This is a genomic window from Marivita sp. NO-S04 (assembly GCF_059070475.1).
The window spans coordinates 2,348,800-2,363,923 of record NZ_CM180980.1; the positions used below are offsets into that span (position 1 = coordinate 2,348,800).

The 15,124-nt window shown below is 58.9% G+C and carries 18 protein-coding genes; 1 reads left to right on the top strand and 17 read right to left on the bottom strand.

Features of this window, described 5'->3' with window-relative positions:
• The first annotated feature begins 66 nt into the window (after positions 1-66).
• A complete protein-coding gene (locus tag ACK3EW_RS12130) occupies positions 67-999 on the top strand; it encodes an IS5 family transposase (RefSeq protein ID WP_493806415.1) in 933 nt (310 codons plus the stop codon).
• A 429-nt stretch (positions 1,000-1,428) separates the two neighbouring features.
• Here ACK3EW_RS12130 and ACK3EW_RS12135 read toward each other — a convergent pair whose 3' ends face one another.
• The 17 genes from ACK3EW_RS12135 to ugpC all read right to left on the bottom strand — a co-directional run bounded on the left by ACK3EW_RS12135 (position 1,429) and on the right by ugpC (position 15,123).
• Positions 1,429-1,551 carry a hypothetical protein gene (locus ACK3EW_RS12135; RefSeq protein WP_493806416.1) on the bottom strand — a complete coding sequence of 41 codons (123 nt, stop codon included), beginning with the start codon at positions 1,549-1,551 and terminating at the stop codon, positions 1,429-1,431.
• Between the two features lie 130 nt (positions 1,552-1,681).
• Complete coding sequence (locus ACK3EW_RS12140; RefSeq protein WP_493806417.1) at positions 1,682-2,164, bottom strand: hypothetical protein; 483 nt, start codon at positions 2,162-2,164, stop codon at positions 1,682-1,684.
• Complete coding sequence (locus ACK3EW_RS12145; protein WP_493806418.1) at positions 2,161-2,715, bottom strand: hypothetical protein; 555 nt, start codon at positions 2,713-2,715, stop codon at positions 2,161-2,163. The genes ACK3EW_RS12140 and ACK3EW_RS12145 overlap by 4 nt, the downstream gene beginning before the upstream one ends.
• Positions 2,696-3,325, bottom strand: coding sequence for a DapH/DapD/GlmU-related protein (locus ACK3EW_RS12150; RefSeq protein WP_493806419.1), 630 nt, complete (start codon positions 3,323-3,325; stop codon positions 2,696-2,698). The genes ACK3EW_RS12145 and ACK3EW_RS12150 overlap by 20 nt, the downstream gene beginning before the upstream one ends.
• 229 nt (positions 3,326-3,554) lie before the next feature.
• Positions 3,555-4,412 (bottom strand): phosphonate ABC transporter, permease protein PhnE, encoded by an 858-nt coding sequence (gene phnE, locus ACK3EW_RS12155; RefSeq protein WP_493806420.1) that lies wholly within the window; start codon positions 4,410-4,412, stop codon positions 3,555-3,557.
• Complete coding sequence (gene phnE / locus ACK3EW_RS12160; RefSeq protein ID WP_493806421.1) at positions 4,409-5,356, bottom strand: phosphonate ABC transporter, permease protein PhnE; 948 nt, start codon at positions 5,354-5,356, stop codon at positions 4,409-4,411. Before phnE (ACK3EW_RS12160) ends, phnE (ACK3EW_RS12155) begins: the two co-directional genes overlap by 4 nt.
• A 122-nt stretch (positions 5,357-5,478) precedes the next feature.
• Complete coding sequence (phnD, locus tag ACK3EW_RS12165) at positions 5,479-6,399, bottom strand: phosphate/phosphite/phosphonate ABC transporter substrate-binding protein (protein ID WP_493806422.1); 921 nt, start codon at positions 6,397-6,399, stop codon at positions 5,479-5,481.
• A 36-nt stretch (positions 6,400-6,435) separates the two neighbouring features.
• Positions 6,436-7,236 carry a phosphonate ABC transporter ATP-binding protein gene (gene phnC / locus ACK3EW_RS12170; protein WP_493809729.1) on the bottom strand — a complete coding sequence of 267 codons (801 nt, stop codon included), beginning with the start codon at positions 7,234-7,236 and terminating at the stop codon, positions 6,436-6,438.
• A 101-nt stretch (positions 7,237-7,337) separates the two neighbouring features.
• Entirely contained in the window at positions 7,338-8,513 is a 1,176-nt protein-coding gene (locus ACK3EW_RS12175) for an alpha-D-ribose 1-methylphosphonate 5-triphosphate diphosphatase (RefSeq protein WP_493806423.1), read from the bottom strand.
• The gene (locus ACK3EW_RS12180) at positions 8,500-9,219 is read right to left on the bottom strand and encodes a phosphonate C-P lyase system protein PhnL (protein ID WP_493806424.1); all 720 of its coding nucleotides are present in this window, start codon (positions 9,217-9,219) and stop codon (positions 8,500-8,502) included. The genes ACK3EW_RS12175 and ACK3EW_RS12180 overlap by 14 nt, the downstream gene beginning before the upstream one ends.
• Complete coding sequence (locus ACK3EW_RS12185; protein ID WP_493806425.1) at positions 9,216-10,013, bottom strand: ATP-binding cassette domain-containing protein; 798 nt, start codon at positions 10,011-10,013, stop codon at positions 9,216-9,218. Before ACK3EW_RS12185 ends, ACK3EW_RS12180 begins: the two co-directional genes overlap by 4 nt.
• The gene (locus ACK3EW_RS12190; protein WP_493806426.1) at positions 10,010-10,924 is read right to left on the bottom strand and encodes an alpha-D-ribose 1-methylphosphonate 5-phosphate C-P-lyase PhnJ; all 915 of its coding nucleotides are present in this window, start codon (positions 10,922-10,924) and stop codon (positions 10,010-10,012) included. Before ACK3EW_RS12190 ends, ACK3EW_RS12185 begins: the two co-directional genes overlap by 4 nt.
• Positions 10,921-11,985 (bottom strand): carbon-phosphorus lyase complex subunit PhnI, encoded by a 1,065-nt coding sequence (locus ACK3EW_RS12195; protein WP_493806427.1) that lies wholly within the window; start codon positions 11,983-11,985, stop codon positions 10,921-10,923. The genes ACK3EW_RS12190 and ACK3EW_RS12195 overlap by 4 nt, the downstream gene beginning before the upstream one ends.
• 8 nt (positions 11,986-11,993) lie before the next feature.
• Positions 11,994-12,518, bottom strand: a complete 525-nt coding sequence (gene phnH, locus ACK3EW_RS12200; protein ID WP_493806428.1) for a phosphonate C-P lyase system protein PhnH — start codon at positions 12,516-12,518, stop codon at positions 11,994-11,996.
• Positions 12,518-12,961, bottom strand: coding sequence for a phosphonate C-P lyase system protein PhnG (locus tag ACK3EW_RS12205; protein ID WP_493806429.1), 444 nt, complete (start codon positions 12,959-12,961; stop codon positions 12,518-12,520). The genes phnH and ACK3EW_RS12205 overlap by 1 nt, the downstream gene beginning before the upstream one ends.
• The gene (gene phnF, locus ACK3EW_RS12210; protein WP_493806430.1) at positions 12,958-13,683 is read right to left on the bottom strand and encodes a phosphonate metabolism transcriptional regulator PhnF; all 726 of its coding nucleotides are present in this window, start codon (positions 13,681-13,683) and stop codon (positions 12,958-12,960) included. The genes ACK3EW_RS12205 and phnF overlap by 4 nt, the downstream gene beginning before the upstream one ends.
• A 441-nt stretch (positions 13,684-14,124) precedes the next feature.
• Positions 14,125-15,123, bottom strand: a complete 999-nt coding sequence (ugpC, locus tag ACK3EW_RS12215) for a sn-glycerol-3-phosphate ABC transporter ATP-binding protein UgpC (RefSeq protein WP_493806431.1) — start codon at positions 15,121-15,123, stop codon at positions 14,125-14,127.
• Position 15,124: the final 1 nt, after the last annotated feature.

The following is a 15,124-nucleotide window of genomic DNA, read 5'->3' on the forward strand; positions in this document are numbered from 1 at the left end:
GGCATTGTTGCAAAAGTCTGACGACGAAGGATTCACTTCGCGAATCCATGGCGTTAGACGCGGTGCATGAGCAAGCCATCTCCCGCCCGCTATCGCACGACGAACTGGTCCAGCTACAACGCGTCACTCAGGAAGCGGGGGTCTCTGCTCATCTGGGTCGACAAGGACATGACCTGGCGCGCGCCGCGTGACAGTCGACCCGGACGTCCGGCGGTGTTTTCCGATGCGGCCATACAGTTCTGCTTATCGATCAAAGTCCTGTTCAAGTTGCCGTTGCGCCAGACCGCCGGAATGGTGGCCAGCCTGCTGCGACTGGCCGGCCTGGACTGGCCCGTGCCGGACTTTTCCACGCTGTGCCGCAGGCAAAAGACCTTGGCCGTCCAGGTCCCGTATCGCCGTGCGGACGGCCCGCTGAACCTGCTGGTCGACAGCACCGGGATCAAGTTCCTCGGCGATGGCGAATGGCAGGCCCGCAAGCACGGGGTGCAAGGCCGACGCCAATGGCGCAAAGTCCATCTGGCCATGGACACCACCACCTCGGACATCCGGGCAGTCGAGTTCACCCCCAGCCGCGACGGCGACAGCCCCGTGCTGCCCGACCTGCTCGGCCAGATCCCGGCAGGTGAGCAGATAGGCACGGTCACCGCCGACGGCGCCTACGACACACGCCGCTGCCACAAGGCCATCATCGAACGCGACGCCGTTCCGATCATCCCGATCCGAAAGAACGGACGTCTCTGGAAAGAAGACTGCCCGGCTGCACGCGCCCGCAACGACACCCTGCGCGCGACGCGATACTACGGGCGGGCGTTCTGGAAACGCTGGACCGGATACCACGCCCGCAACCGGATCGAGGCGAAGATGCGCTGCCTGAAATCCTTCGGCGAGCGTATCATGGCAAGAGACCCCGACCGACAGACCGCCGAAATCCACATCCGCATCGCCCTCATGAACCGCTTCAACGCCCTCGGCACCGCCGAGATCGTCCGCGTGGCATAACGTCAGCGGGGTAAGGGGACGTCACGCCTCAGGCCGGGGTAATGCAACAACGCCCATCAGAGGACCAGATTGAACCGGTCCTTGCGGCGGCCCTTTCACAACCCGGCGCGAATTTCATCGAAATGATGGTGCCAACACAGGATCAGATTGTGCCGTTTGTCCCGAATTGGGTGGATGCTGCACGTAGCAAAGGGCTGTCATATTTCCGCTAAGCGGTGCGCCGGATTTTCGAGGGCAAGCAACCTGACGCCTCGCCAGCACAGCTGCTCTGACCTTTTGAAGCCTGCGCAATCTTCGAGCCAATTACCATTCGACCGCGATTGAACCCGCTGCGGACACCGCAAACCAATCTTCAAAGTTTCTCTGAAACTTACAGTGTCATACGTGCAAACACCTGAGCTTTCTTCCGGATCACGCGGCAGTCGCGTCTTAGTCCTGTCGGCTTGGAACAGAACGCTTGGACATTGCCATCTCGGACAGGATGCAGATTGCAGCAAGGCCAAGTGTCACCCGGATGGCGACATCGCCCCCCGGCAGAGCCGGTTTTGGCACGATCGCTGGCGTCTCAAGGTAAACAGACGCTGCCTTGGCACCGAACTTGATACGTTTGTGTGTTACGTCCAGTGATCAATTTGGTGCGCGCGCGTGGGTGTTGGCCTACATTGGCCCAGCCTTAACCAAGTCAGACAACATGAGCGGCCCCGGCAATCAAGAAGGGCACGGGCAAGCACAGCAGCAACCGACGCAGCGCAAGCTGCCGCCCCATGAGCGGCAATTCATACGCCAGAAAACGGGATGCCGAAAAAAGTGACCAAGAGGTGACATAGGTCACAACGAGGCTGGATGTGGCTCCGGCCTTGAGTGCTGCAGCGCCGACCGCAAAGCTGACGAACGCGCCGCCCGGTGTGATCGGCCCCAATGCAATGGCCAAAAGGACACCCGACACTCCTGCCCCCTCTCCGAACAGGGCGCGCACCTGCTCGGGTGGCAGAAGTTCAGCAAAAAACCCCGCACCCAGAAGAGCGACGACGATCCGGGGTGCGGTGAACTGCGCCATACGCCAGGCATTCGCCATACCTGCGGCTCGCCATTCGCCGTTGGGAAGCTTCCAATAGAGCCACAGCGCGACGGCTCCCAGCAGAACCGTACCGATCAGGATGTTCACGCGTCCCGTCCTCCAAAGACCGCGCGGGCCGCCAGACCGATCAGGATCGGGAATGGCAAGCACAGCAGCACACGCCACCACACAAGGTCGACCGGCAGGAACGAAAACTCCCAAATCAGGGTGCGGTTGAGGCTCAGCAGCGCCCAGCTTGAGACAAAAGCCATGATGGCGCCAACATCCGCTCCCACAAGCCCGAAGCTTGCCGCCAGCGGAAAGGTCATTGCAGGGCCACCGGGTATGGCCGCCCCGGCAAACGCGGCCAGAAGCAACCCTCGCATTCCGCTTTCCCGCCCAATCCAGATCGCCACCTTATCGCGGGGCAGAAGAAGCGGCAGTGTGGCCGCGATGAACATGCCCGCCGCGATTTTTGGGGCCAGCACCGCCATGAACATCATTTCTTCTTGCGCGATCTCAAGCGCGCGCTCCGATCCCTTGAGCACCACCACAAGAACACCGGCGGCCAAGGCAGACAGCGCCAAAATGTAAAAACCAGTGTCGAAAACGGCGCGCGCCGGTTGTTCAGGCGGGGCCTCAGTCTTGATATTTTTCAATGAAGGCATCAATGTCCAACGCCCGAATGTCCGGCAATGCCGCGCGATATGTGTCTCGTGACCAATCCCAGACGGCTATGTTCTGAAGTGCCTCGGCCTGGGGTTCGGTGAAGCGGCGTTTGATCACCCGAGCGGGCACGCCTCCGACCACGGTATAGGGTGCGACATCCTTTGTCACCACTGCCCCTGCCCCGATTACAGCGCCGGTGCCAACGGTCACGCCTGCGGTGATCGTCACACCGTGCCCGATCCAGACATCGTGCCCGATGGTCACCCAATCCGCCTTGCGCCATTCGAAGAAGTCGTGGTCGTCCTCGCCAAGGCCATACGCCTCGGCCCGGTAAACGCTGTGGTGCTGCACCGCGCGCCATGTCGGGTGGTTGCCGGGATTGATCCGGGTCGAGTTCGCGATGGAGCACATCTTTCCGATGCTGGCCCAAACCACGTGGCAATGTTGCGTGATGTAGGACCAGTCACCCATTGACGCGGCGCGCATCGACGTACCTTTGCCCACCTCTGTCCATGCGCCCAAGTCGCAATCGACGACGCTGGCCTCGGGGTGTATGTTGGGCGCTTCGGTCAGTTGTTTCTTTGATCCGGCTCCGCTCATGTCAGGGTCTCCTTTGCGGCGTTCGCATCGTCCAAGCCGGTCACACGAACCTTCGGCAATGCGGACCTATGGAAAAATACGTGTTGATTGACGTGACCAGTTTTGCGGTCAACAGGATGAACCAAAGAACCCCTTGCACGATGCCCAACTGATCGAGGCACCCGTCAGCTATATCGGCCCATGCTTTGGGCTACTGCGCTACCGATGACCAAAATCCGCTTCGGTGGTGTCACTTCGCCAAATCCGTCTTGCCGATCAGGCGTTGACGCACAATGCCCGACAACCAGTCGATCACGTAGACCATGGCGATGATCAGAAAGATGATCGACCACGCCTCGCCCCATTTGTAAGCCGCAATACGGTCGGACAGCAGAAAGCCGATCCCGCCCGCACCGACGATCCCAAGAATGGTGCCGGAGCGGACGTTGGATTCGAAGTTGTAGAGCAGGATCGACATGATCACCGGATTGACCTGCGGGGCAATGCCATAGCGGATCTGCTGGAGGCGTGATCCACCCGAGGCCTTGACGCCTTCCACAGGTTTGTTCGACGTGTTCTCGATTGCCTCAGAGAACAGCTTTGCAAAAGTCCCGATCTCGCTCACCGCGATGGCGAGGATACCCGCCAGCGGTCCAAGGCCGAACGCACGTATAAAGATCAATGCTAGGATGAGCGTTTCAAAGGCGCGGATCACATCATAGCCGCGGCGCGTCGACAGGCGCAGCCAATTCAATTGGTTGATGTTCTTGGCCCCAAGGAAAGATAGCGGGAACGCAAAGACCGCACCGAGGACCGTACCCAGAAACGCGATGGCCAACGTTTCCCCCAAGCCATTCAGGATTTCCGAAAACTCAGCCCATGAGGTCCAGATGTAGGGCGGGAACATAAAGCTCGCGACGTTACCAAAGCGCCCCAGTCCTTCCCAGATGCGGACGGGCGAGATGTTGAAATCGTAAAGACACCAGCAGAACAATCCTATGAAGCAGACCCACAACACGTAGCGGCGCACGCGCACCTGCAACGGGGCTTGAAAGGCCAGCGGAACAAGGTCGCGCGCTTTGGCGATCTGGTCTTGAGTGATGTTCATGGCCGGTTCTCCTCAAGATGAATGATACGGTGGCGGAGTTTCTCGGAGCCGTAGTCGATGATCATCACGGTTACGAAGATGATCACGAAAAGCGCCGACAGATCGGTGTATTCCTGAAAGCTCATTGCAGTGCGGAATTCTTGCCCCAGCCCACCTGCGCCGACATAGCCAATAATTGACGAGGCGCGCACGTTGATCTCGAAGCGGAGCAGCGTGTAGCTGATGATGTTTGGCAGAACCTGAGGGACAGCACCGTAGCGGATTTGATCGAACCATGTTCCACCTGCGGCTTTCACACCCTCCAATGGGCGCATGTCGATGTTCTCGTTGACCTCGGAATAAAGCTTGCCCAACGCGCCCGCAGCGTGAAGCCCGATGGCCAAAACCCCGGCCATCGGACCGACGGAAAAGCAGAAGACAAAGATCAAAGCCCAAACCAGTTCCGGCACGGTGCGGGCGATCTCGAGATAACGGCGGGTGATCCATAGAACCCATGTGTTGGGCGACAGGTTCCGTGATGCGGGGAATGACAGCAAAAAGCCACCGATCACGCCGAATACGGTGGCCATGAACGCGATCAGGATGGTTTCGAACAACAGCTCCATCCAGATCTTCCAGCGCCAAAACCAATTGGCGAAATCAGCGCCAAGTGTGTCCCAGCGTAAAGTCGGGATTGTTTTTTCAATGTATTCGCCAAGACGCGGGATGCCTGCCGGGATGATCCAACGCCATTCGCGCGACCCGTCCGGCATCGTCACCTGGGTAACCTTGAAAAAGTCCCCAATCCAAGAGGTGAACGCGAAGGCTAGAATGAACAAAACCGTCCCGATGGCCCAGACCAACCGCGACCGTCTGCGTTGTTCGGCAAAGTCCGCCTCGAACTTTGAAAGCGCAGAAATGCTGTCATCCGGCGAGATATCGTTGAAATCAGCTGTTGCGGCCATGGTAATCCTCGCAGACGCAGCCGGCAGGACGCAGCGCTGCATATGTCATGATCGCACCCGAGGCAGCACGAAAGCGCCACGGGTGCTGGGCGGAGTGTCCTCCGCCCTGTCATGTCAAATACTCAGGAGCCAGATCGGCGCTGTTCCTTGATCCACGCGCGCATGTCGACGATCCAGTTGTATCGCTCGGCGTTGACCCGCACAAAGCCTGTGTCGGGGTTCGGATCTTCGGCTGTCCAGGACGAGTACAGCTTGTAGCCCTCAGGATCGGCGGTCGGGAACTCTTCGATGGCTGCTGTCACATCTTCGATCAGAGCTTCGGGCAGGTTCTTGCGGAAGGTCCACGGGCCAGACGTGATCTCGGGGCTTTCCCAGATGGTGCAGACTTGACCGGGTTCGATCATGCCCTTTTCTTCCATACGCTGGAAAATGCCATCTACTGCGTTGTTCTGATAGGTTGCCGCCGTGTCGAACGTGCCGTTCACAACGCCCGTCACACCTGCTTCGTGGCTGCCGGAAAAGGTCACGGTGCCGAAATAATCTTCGGGCTTGAAGCCTTCGCGCGTGACCATGTTGAAGTAGGGCACGGCATAGCCAGAGGTGCTGTCAGGGTCGGCAAATGCGTGTACCTTGCCCTTGGCGTCTTCGAGGTTGTTGATGCCGCTGTCGCAACGGGAAACGACGATCGAATAATACCCCGTGGTGCCGTCCATTTTCTGCGTTGTCAGCGTGGGAACAACGCCGCCGTCGGTTGCCGTAAACGCAGCAGCATAGGCCGACGACCCAAGGCGTGCGATTTCAATCTGGTTCGCCGACAGCGCTTGGATCACGCCGTCATAGTTGCCGGCAGTGAAGATTTCGACTTCGACACCAAGCGTTTCCTCAAGGTAACCGCGCAGCGGCTCATTGCGCATCAGGCGGTCTTTTTCATTCTCGCTCGACAGAATGCCGAACTTGAGAACCTGATAATCATCTTTCCAGCCTTCGGCTGCTGCGGCTGTAGCCGTGATGGCGACCAGTGCTGTGGTTGTGAGCAATTTCATGGGTCATCTCCCCTTGGTTTGAGTTTGGCAGTTGGGTCAGGCAGGCACCGCGATCCGTTGGGTCGAAGTCACAGCTTCGTTGAAATCACGCAGGCCTTCGGTTCCGTAGATGTCGCGAACCACATCATCGGTCAGCTGCGCGGCGGTTCCGTCAAAGAACACACGGCCCGCGCGCATCGCGATGATGCGGTCACAATAGGCCCGTGCGGTATCCAGCGTGTGCAGGTTGACCAGAACAGTCAGCCCATCTTCGGTGTTGATCTGTTTGAGACCATCCATCACGAGCGTTGCATTCGCCGGATCGAGCGAGGCGATGGGTTCATCCGCCAGCATGATTTTAGGCTGCTGCACCAATGCCTTGGCAATGGCGACGCGTTGTTGCTGACCACCAGACAGCGTACCCGCGCGTTGCAGTGCTTGTGGGACAAGGTCCAGACGGTCCAACGCCTGCAACACCATTGTGCGTTCCGCATCGGTAAACCGCATTGCCATTGAGCTGAGGAAACCATGTTCGGCGAGCCGACCGATCAAAACGTTGGTCAATACGTCCAGACGATCGACCAGATTAAACTGTTGAAAGATCATCGCGCAGTCGCGCCGCCATGCGCGCAGGGCCTTCCCCTTGAGCGTGGTGATTTCAGACCCATCAAACGAGATTGAGCCTTCGGACGGATCAATCAACCGATTGATCAGCCTCAACATCGTCGACTTGCCAGCGCCAGAGCGACCAATCACTCCGACAAACTGGCCCGGAGCGATATCGAGTGTGACCTGGTCAACGGCGCGCGTTTCGCCAAAAACACGGGACACGTTGGAGAGTGAAAGGGTGGCAGCAATGACGATTCATCCGAATGAATTTCCTTGGTCTGACCCTATGCTTGGAACGTAACAGTTACTGCACTGCCCAATGACAATTCATTGAACTTTGCACCCCGGATCTAAGCGAATGCCCTTGAACGAGACGAAAACATATCCACAGTTCCGTTGCTGTGAACGATCTCTCCTGCGCACAAGGTCAGAACCACGCGTCCCAGAGCATCGGCCAGGAAAAGGTCGGCCCGTTTGCCAACTGTCAACGCGCCCCGGTCAGACAGTCCCAAAGCCTGTGCCGGGTTGGCAGATGCCAATCGCACCGCACCGGCAAGCCCATCCGGATCGTTCGGCGCCAAAGCCTTAACAGCGGCAAGAATAGCACCGGGATGATAGTCTGATGCCAGAATGTGCAGCAGCCCCGCCGAGTGAAGATCGCGGGCGGACAGGTTGCCGGAATAGCTTTGCCCGCGCATGGCATTCGGCGCGCCCATCGCGGTCATCAGACCTTTTGCCACCGCAGCCTCGGCAGCCTCGATCGTCACGGGGAACTCCGCGATTTTTGCCCCCATGTCCGCCATCAAATGCGCCTTGGAAACGGTGTCATCGTCATGACTGGCAAGGCTCACGCCATGCGCGGCACACATCTGCGACACAGAACGGATATTCGCCATTAGGATTTCTTGCGGTCGAGATCGAACAGCAATGGCATTGGCCACCATCTGACGCGCTTCGGTTTCCGAAATCCCGTGATGCGCCGCTTTGTTTTTGACGTGCACCTCAAGGTTGCGGTACTGCCCTTGCCCTGGCGTGTGGTCCATGAGCGAGACAAGATCGACTTGACCATCAGCAAGCAATTGGCCCAGAACTCCCACCGCGTTGTCAAAGGTGATGTCAAACCGGGCATGAATACGGTGGTCGACGCGGCAGGTGGTGCGCATCGCATGAATCTGTCTGATGACCTGGCTGGTATGCGCATAGGATCGTCGTTCGCCATCACGCGCACCGCGCGAGAATGACACTGCGGCATAGGCTGTCGTAACACCAGCAGCCGCCAGCCGCGCGTCCAGAGACGCCAATGCAACCTCCATCGGGAAATCGACCCGCGCGCGCGGTTCAAGCTCCAGCTCGATCATGTCGCCATGCATGTCGATAAAACCGGGATAGACGGTCAGGTCTGGCCCAGTAATACCGCCCGCTACAGGGCGATCCACGATTTCAGCGATTTTGCCTTCCACAATCCGCAGTGACGCACAGGGCAAAACACGGTCGGGAAGGATCAGCGTAACGTCAGATATCCACATCCATCCGGTCCTCGCTTTGGGTGATCTCGGGTGTCAGATCGACAACACGGTCGATCAGTATTTCAACGTCTCCGGGGTGGTGAAACACCCCAATCAAAGCAGTTCCCGCGGCCTTCAATTCGGCCAAGCGAGACACCAGCGCCTTACGCGCATTCGCATCGAGCGATGCCGTCGGTTCATCCAGCAGCAACAATTTCTGTGGCAGGATCAAAGCGCGCGCAAGGTTGACCTTTTGCTGTTCACCGCCCGAAAAGGTGGTGGGATAGGCCTTCCACAAGTCCTGCTTGACCCCGAAGGTCGACAGCGCCGCGCGTGCGCGGGTCAAGGCCTCATCGGCAGGTACGCCGTGTAGGCGCAAAGGCTCTGCGACAATGGCCTCGGCACTGACACGCGGGCGGGCTTGCAGAAATTGGGTGACAAACCCTATCTCGGTCCGGCGCAAATGCGCGATATCGATATCTGCCGCACGCGCAAGGTCGATGGGGCCATGTACCGAATGAAACCGAATGACCCCCGCACGCGGCAGATAGGAGCGATACAGCGTCCGCAGCAATGTCGACTTACCTGCCCCGTTCGCTCCTTTCAGCAGAACGAACTCGCCAGCCGCTACCTTGAACGAGATATTGTCGAACGCCTCGATCTGATTGCCAAGGTGATGCAGGGTGAAGCCTTTGCTCAGGCCTTCGATGTCCAGAACCGGGGTCATAGCTTTGCGTGCACCAATTGTTGTGTGTAGGCGTGTTGCGGGTCTTGGAAGATCTGGTCGGCCAGCCCCGCCTCGACCACTTCACCACCCTTCATGACCATCACGCGATCCGCCAGCGTCTTGATGACACCAAGGTCGTGGCTGACGATCACCATGGTGATCCGCCGCTCTTGTTGTAGACGCTTCAGCGTGTCCAGAACCAGCGCTTGCACACTGACATCAAGACCTGTGGTCGGTTCATCCAGTAGAAGCAGCGCAGGTTCCAAAGCGATGGCCTTGGCCAATTGCACCCGCTGCTGCATCCCGCCAGACAGTTCAATGGGCGGCGCATCCAAGCGGTCAAGCGGAAACTCCGACGCTTCAAGCGCCGCCGTGGCCTTGGCGCGCAGTACGGCAAAGCTGCGTTCACCCGCCACCAAAAGCCGTTCGGCCACGTTGCCCGAGGACGAATGTTTCATCAGCAGGCCCAGATGCGGGTTCTGATAGACGATGCCGATCCGGGTCGCACAAAGCATCCGCCGGGCGAAGCGGTCGAGGTCAAAGAGATTGCCCGAAACATCCGGCAGGTCGAGCGTATAGCTCCCCGTGTCCGGTGTTTCCTCAAGGTTCATCATGCGCAACAGCGTAGACTTACCAGACCCACTTTCGCCCACGATCCCCAGCACCTCTCCGGGATAGGCCAAAGCCGATACATCCCGCAGTGCTTTTACCGAACCGTAGGATTTGGAAATATTACGCACCTGCAAAAGCGGGTGCGTGGTGACGATGCGTGGCGCGTCGAGTGTGAGAGTCATGACGACATCTTTCCGTTCTTGTACCACGTCTCGCCCAGCGCGACGTCTTCGCCATCACGGCGGCGAATGGCCTTCACTCCCCATTCGCTGTCCGAAACCTCAAAGGTCGAGGTTCCGTCGTCCTGCGGGATTTCATTCATAAAAAACCCGCGCGTGCCGGACCTGTGACAGGTCAGTTCTGCGTGCTCCTCGACCCTGTAAGGCACGTCAGAGAAAACAAGCGGTTCCACACGGGTAAAAGGCGGCACCGCAAAGATGCGCTTTTCGCGACCGGCCGATAGGATGGTGAGGTGTTTCGCCATGTGCAGTTTTGGCACATCCCAACGCGGGATCGGCGACGGAGTCATGACGTGACGCCCGTGAACGAGGCTTGGATAGCTTGCCCCCTGCATAACCCGACCCGATCGCACGATCTGTTCGTAAAGCTGCAACCACATCCGTCCGTAATCCGCATCCGCGTGCATCTGACGGGCAATGGACATGTTTGGCTGCACCGGGCGCAGTGGTTCCGGGTTGGGCACTTGCAACACCAACACTTGGTCTTCGCGCAGAACTTCCTCGGGGATGCGGTGGCGCGACTGGATCAGGTCTGCGTCAAGCGTGTCCATCGTGGTCGGCGTGCCCGCCACCCGCGCGATAAAGCGCCGGATCGACGCGGCATTGACGCTATCGTCAGCCCCTTGGTCGATCACCTTCACCCGCATAGACGGGTTCACCAGCGTCAGCGACACCTGAAGCCCCCCCGTGCCCCAGCCTCGCGCCATCGGTACTTCCCGGCTGGCATAGGGCATCTGGCAACCGGGTACGGCAATCGCCTTGATCATCTTGCGCCGGATCTCGCGCTTGGCAGACCCATCAAGAAAGCCATATGACATCGGCTCCCACGGTTTGGTCAGAGTTTGAAGTGTCATTCTGCGGGCTCCGGGCTTTTTTCTTTGGCGGTCTTCTTAGCCTTGGCGTCACGCATAGCATCGAGGCTGGATTGGAAGGTGACGTAATGCGGCAGTTTGAAGTGAATGCAGAAGCCAGAGCTTTCGACACCTTCAGTGTGGTAGAGGAAGAACTCCTCTTCCGTTGCCGATCCTTTGGGCGCACCTTTTGAGTTCAGGTCCAACGTGGCCGCCGCGATCACCTTGACCTCGTTCCAACCCAGCGTCGCCGAGAAACCAAGTTCAAGCTGTTCGCCTTTCTTGGAAACCACTTCGGCCTGACTTACCTTCACGCGCCCAGCGCTGAACTGCGTTCCTCGCGGATGGGTGACGACCACCTCGGCCTCGGCAAGGCGCAACTCGTTGACCGTTGGATGCGCCTGACCATAACCGCGCTGCGCGGCATAGCCAAAGGCCAGCACACCGCCGGTTTCAGCCCGCGCAAGGCTTTGCAGTGTGTGGGCGCGTTTGGCCGGGAACAAAAGCGGCTCGCGGGTGACATCTGGAATGTCGTTGCCGGTCAAGGTGTCCGACACCGCCCCATTCAGCAGACCGTTTTCAGCCTGCCATGCCGCGACTGAAGGTTGCTGTGCAGGCGACGGCTTGGCTGCCGCCTCTACCGGTTCCGGGATGTGCGTCTGACCGTCCAGCACTTCGGTCGCCAGAATGCGATGCGCATAGTCCAGCGTCGGGCCCAGCACCTGCCCGCCGGGAATATCCTTGAACGCGGCTGAGATGCGCCGATGCGTGAACAACGCGCCCTGCGTGACAGGTTCAGCCACAGCGATGCGCGGCTGTGTTGTCCGCCATGACCGCAGCAAAAGGACCGCCTCGTACAATTCGCCGCCGGTTTGCGCCAAGGCCAGCGCAGCGAGATCTTCATCGTAGAGCGACGCCTCCCCCATCACCCGGTCGATCAGATATGGCATGGCCGCGCGGATCTCGGCTACACGTTCCGGCGTAATCGATCCCATCTCGGCCTTGAACAGGCGCTGGGACTGCTCGATGGCGCGTTCGCCGCCACGTGTTGCCACATATGCCATCAGATCACCTACACAACCGTTGACCGAGGCACACCCAGAATGCGCGCTCCGTCGACCAGCAATATCTCGAACCCCATCGGATAACGCATGGCCCGCGCGCGGCGGTGCCAGAAATCGGCGGGCAATCCGCCGATCAACAGCTCTATCGTGCCATCGACGCCGGGGCCGGTCATCTGCACCCGCGATCCGCCAGAGAGTTCCGCGCAAGCGATCAAGGTTGCACCATCGTCAGGATGCAGATCAGACCCGCATCGCATCTGATCCAGCAAAGCCAAAGGTACATCTTCGACAAAGACATGATCCGCAGCATCAGGCGCCACCATCAAAGCACCTGCAGCCCGCGCGACGTTGGCCAATTCGGGGTTTGCGCAATGAACCGCACATTCCCGGTCGATCAACGCCTCGACGATCTGCGCCATACCCTCTTCAGGCAGGTCCCGGGTCATCCCCGGACGGGCAAAAGCCCACATGATGGCATCGAACGTGGCATTGCTGCGTATCTCGAAAGCCGACGGGACAGGAAGAACACTCATCAGAACGTCTCCATATCAACACGGGTCGCCTCGACCCGACGAAGGGTTTGAGTGTCGGCATCTGATTGCGCTTTGGCTTCGGCCTCGAGGAACACGCGGCATGCATCTTGCGCATGCCCCAATGCCACCGCCAGATCGACCACCGCCATCGCCATCGCCGCCTCAAGGTCGCGCCCGCGCCGCATCGCGTAGCCCTCTTGCCCACCGGCAGAAATCCGCGCCTCGCTCATCAGCACTTCGCCAAGGTGGAAATGTGTCCCCTGCGCCGTGTCACGCATTGGCAGCATCGCAAGACCGGTGCGGTTCTCAACGACCGAGATGTTGGGCAAATCGGTGATCAATGGATCGGCAAAGGCCTTGAGCCGGGCGGTGTCCGCTCGTGCGAGAACGGAAAGTTGCGCTTCATGCGTCCACCCTTTCAGGCTTTGCGGAAGTTGGGTCATGTCTCTGCATCTCCGGTTGTGTCTATGCTGAATCGCACTCGCGCGGCGGACCAGATCACTTCACTGAAGGCCAAGGGTGTGCCATCCATCTCTGCATCCACTGCAGAGATGACGATCACCGGCATATCGGAATGCTGGCGCAATTGACGCGCTTCTTGGTCAGTTGCAGCGCGGGCCAACATCTGCGTGCTGGCGCGGACGTAGTCCTGAATTCCGTAAGATGCATAGACCTGCGATACAGACCCAAGGGCTTCGCGCCGCTCTGCGTAAGACGAAAAGCGGCTAGCGTCGTGATAGATGGTTCCGAACGAAATCGGCACATCGTCAGCCATTGTTAGACGCCGGGTCGCGACCACGTCTGCGCCGATGTCGATCTTGAGCTGCGAAGCGACATGTGTGGACGCCTCGAGCCTTTCGACACCCAGCATCGCACCGGACACATCAACGCCCTGGGACGCCATATTGCGCCGAAGGCGTGTGCGCTGACCAATCGTGTATTCCAACTTGGGCCGCGATTGCACGAAAGTGCCGCGCCCTTGCTCAATGCTCAGGTGACCGGTCTTGGCCAGTTCCGCGATGGCCCGCCGAATGCTGTGCCGTCCGGCTTGGTGGATCTGCACCAGTTCCGGCTCGGTCGGGAGTTTTGCCCCGGGCTCGAGGATGCCGTCCATGATTTCTTTTTCCAAAGTCGCGCGGATTTCGCGCCAGCGGTCTCGTTTCATACTGATATTCATCCGAATGAATTATGTTTAGGCACGGGTTGTGACAGCTGTATGTCGCCCCGGACAAAGATTGATGACGTATTTATTGTAAACACATTCAGCACAGGCGTGCGCGCTCTGCTGCCAGATTGCCGATCTGACAAATAACCTATCGCTGCGTCAAGATTGGCCAATGGCCTTCGGGCGGCAGCCTGAAGGACCACCGAAGCCTTGCCATCACGGTGGTTGTAGTGCGCCACGTTTTTTGGTGACTTTCCAGCAATCACATCGCGGCTGGGAAGGACTATCGGGTAGCGATCCGACCGTTTTTGTTAGATGGCCGCCTGCCCTGAAGACCGGTCCCTGGCATCAGCTCCCAGAATGAGCCGGTCGCGCGGATGGCGTGCAATCGGGCTGTTTTTGACAGTGGCGCATGCCAACTTTCCGAAAGGGAAGCCCCCCTCAAATACGCTTACCAGTGGCGTCAAAATTCATTTCATTTGCATCTGCCCAAGTTAGTCCCACCTCGGTGCCTTCCTCGGGCAAGGGCAGGCTGGCATCCTGCCGCACGGTGACTTTCGACCCATCCGCGACCATCAAATGCACAAGCGTTTCCGCGCCAAGGGCCTCGCAATAGGTGACGCGCGCCTTCAACCTGTCAGCCTCCGAGATCGTGATGTGCTCAGGGCGCACGCCGATCTTGGTCTCTGCAGAACGACCCAACAAAGCACCGGTCATGAAATTCGTTGGCGGCGATCCGATAAAACCCGCCACGAATTCAGTTGCAGGATTGGCATACACCTCAAGCGGCTTGCCGATCTGATCCGCCACACCGCCATTCATCACGATCATCCGGTCGGCCATCGTCATCGCCTCGACCTGATCATGTGTTACGTAGAGCGCCGTCACGCCAAGTTCGCGTTGAAGCGCCCGGATCTCGAGCCGCATCTGCACGCGCAGCTTGGCGTCGAGGTTGGAGAGCGGTTCGTCGAACAGGAAAACCGCAGGTTTGCGCACGATAGCGCGACCCATAGCAACGCGTTGGCGTTGCCCACCGGACAACTCGCGTGGCTTTCGTTGAAGGTAAGGCTCAAGCTGCAAGAGCTTGGCCGCCTGCGCGACGCGATCTTCGATTTCAGGCCGGGGCACTTTGGCGATCTTTAGCCCGTAGGCCATGTTTTCGAATACCGACATATGCGGATAAAGCGCGTAGTTTTGAAACACCATCGCAATATCGCGCGCCATCGGCTCCTCTTCGTTGACGCGCCGTCCACCGATCTGAACCTCCCCATCGGTGATGGTCTCGAGCCCCGCCACCATGCGAAGCAACGTGGATTTACCACAGCCGGACGGCCCAACGATCACGATGAATTCGCCATCTTCCACGTCGATTGACACACCGTGAATAACGTCCGTTTTGCCAAAGGATTTCTTGACGTTGTTAAGGGTCAGCGTTGCCATT